This window comes from Paenibacillus sp. P4_E11, assembly GCF_056401635.1.
In genome coordinates, this window is record NZ_JBFUIX010000376.1 from 1 (window position 1) to 2,004 (window position 2,004).

Consider the following 2,004-nt stretch of genomic DNA (forward strand, 5'->3'; position numbering starts at 1 on the left):
ACGTCAAGACGTGTTTCGATCCCCTGAATGATATTTGCCCCCTTGGAATGGACATAATCGTAGGCAGCTTCTATATTCGGTGTTTCGATGATGATGACCGGATTGACTCGTAGATCCAACTGAAGTCGATCGAAGAATACACGCGGCGTTTGGCTCAACCGGTTGTCGTCAAAAAGCAGATGTGCCCCTCGCTCCATTCGGATCGACGATAGTCCGTTCAGCCAAGGATCGGCTTCAATCTTGCGTTGCAGGAAGYTCTCATACCAGGCAATGGAGTCCGGGAGCTGGTCTGCGTGAACGAAGACGCGGCTAATGCGCTGCAAGAGTGGATGAAACGGCATAGAGATTCCGGTAGATGGTGCTTCGTGCGACTGGCATAACATATTGGCGTTAATGTTGAAGAACGATACATTGTGGAAGCGGAACACTTCCGACAAGAACTGATGCGGATGAGCTTGGCAATACGAATAGGCAGCATCAATGTCATCCGTGTTAAACATAATCGTTGGCGGGAAGCCCCAAATATTGCTGTCCAGAATAATGTCCGTTCCGTCAAAATTGAAATAATAAATTTGCCCGCCGCTTTGTTTGGCTACGATGGGCTGCTCCAGTAAATCTGCATACCATTCCGTGGATCTCTTCAAATCGCTAACCGGAATAAAAATCGTTGGCATGTGGCTCTTGATTGGGTGTGTCATCTGTTTTTCCTCCTCTATAAGTGAACTACAACCTTTAGACACGAGCCGAATCTAGTTTCTATCAAGATGAACGGACTATCGACGATAATATTGATATTCCTTCCRCTTCCGCCTGAGCGGCATCGGTGAGCCCATCATTAATGATAGCCAATCTGCCGGCATGCTGTTTCCATAGCCGAACGGAAAAGACGGATACAACCGATTGAATGAAGCGTGAACACGGCGATAGCAGGCAGCTGCTTGCGCCAGTTTCTCTGCTCGTTCCACATTGCGTACTTTTCCAGATAAGATTTGCAAATACAGGGCAGCATGATGCCTGGCTTCAGCCAGTATTGCCACTTGATAGGCATGTCCCTGCAGATCCAGATTCCCGCTATGTACCGCTTCCAGCCAGAGCCGGTATCCGTCCAGGCCAAATGCAAAACCTGGGACCGGGGGTTCCTTCCCTTGAGCATGGTCTACTATAGAAGAGATTATGGCAAGTTCAGAGACAGGCGGTGTGGTTCTCCCGTGGATCGTAGCTATGAACAACCCCGGTTCTTCTGCTGTTCGTCCCAACTGCACATATGGGAATGTTCGGTTGATCCGGTTATACCCGCGATAGGATAATGTTCAAGCTGCGTCGTCATATCCATATATGTATCCGAACTCATTAATGATCATGTTGAACACGATCACAGGCCTGCCCGAGTCGATGCAATCCTGAATCATCGCAAGCAGCCGAATCTGATCTTCCGGTGTCACCGCTTTCCTTCCCGGCCGACCATAGCAATGTCCCGTAACCCCTAGCCTTTCCATCATGCGATAAGCCGAGTAGCTCCAATCGAACGTAGAGATGCCTTGCCAGTGGCAGTTCACCGCTACATTCAAGCGGAATGCTTCGCCGCTTATTCCCAATACATCTGTTAACGTATACCCCATATCATCGCTTGCACGAAGCACTTCCCAGATAGCAGCGGACATAAGGGAATAAGGTTGTGTGTGCACAGGCGGCACCAGTTGACACTCTACAGTCTTTCCTTCCTGCCTCCGGCGCTTCAAGTGACGCTCTACTTCCAGACGGAAACGTTCGTCATTCGCTTTGGAGCGGGAACGGGAGATAATATTGTATACGTTGCTTTTATTCATCCCGAACCGTGATGCCAGCTCTTCCGGGGTAGCGTCCTCGGTCGCATAAGTGGTCAATAAGGATCGTGCCTGCTCTGATAGCGGCCGCAGTGAATTACGAAGTAATTCTCCCATCTCTTCCTGTTGCAGCCTATCGTTATGATCGTCCAATTGTTCTAGTTGTTCCATAGATTCAGGA

At 49.4% G+C, this 2,004-nt stretch carries 3 protein-coding genes; all 3 read right to left on the reverse strand.

Features of this window, described 5'->3' with window-relative positions; translation table 11 throughout:
* On the reverse strand, window positions 1–698 hold a 698-nt coding region (locus tag AC1DWB_RS34170), incomplete at its 3' end, for a VOC family protein (RefSeq protein ID WP_477545524.1).
* A 75-nt stretch (window positions 699–773) separates the two neighbouring features.
* Window positions 774–1,229, reverse strand: coding sequence for a hypothetical protein (locus AC1DWB_RS34175; RefSeq protein WP_477545525.1), 456 nt, complete (start codon window positions 1,227–1,229; stop codon window positions 774–776).
* Window positions 1,230–1,310: 81 nt separating this feature from the next.
* On the reverse strand, window positions 1,311–2,004 hold a 694-nt coding region (locus AC1DWB_RS34180), incomplete at its 5' end, for a sigma-70 RNA polymerase sigma factor region 4 domain-containing protein (RefSeq protein ID WP_477545526.1).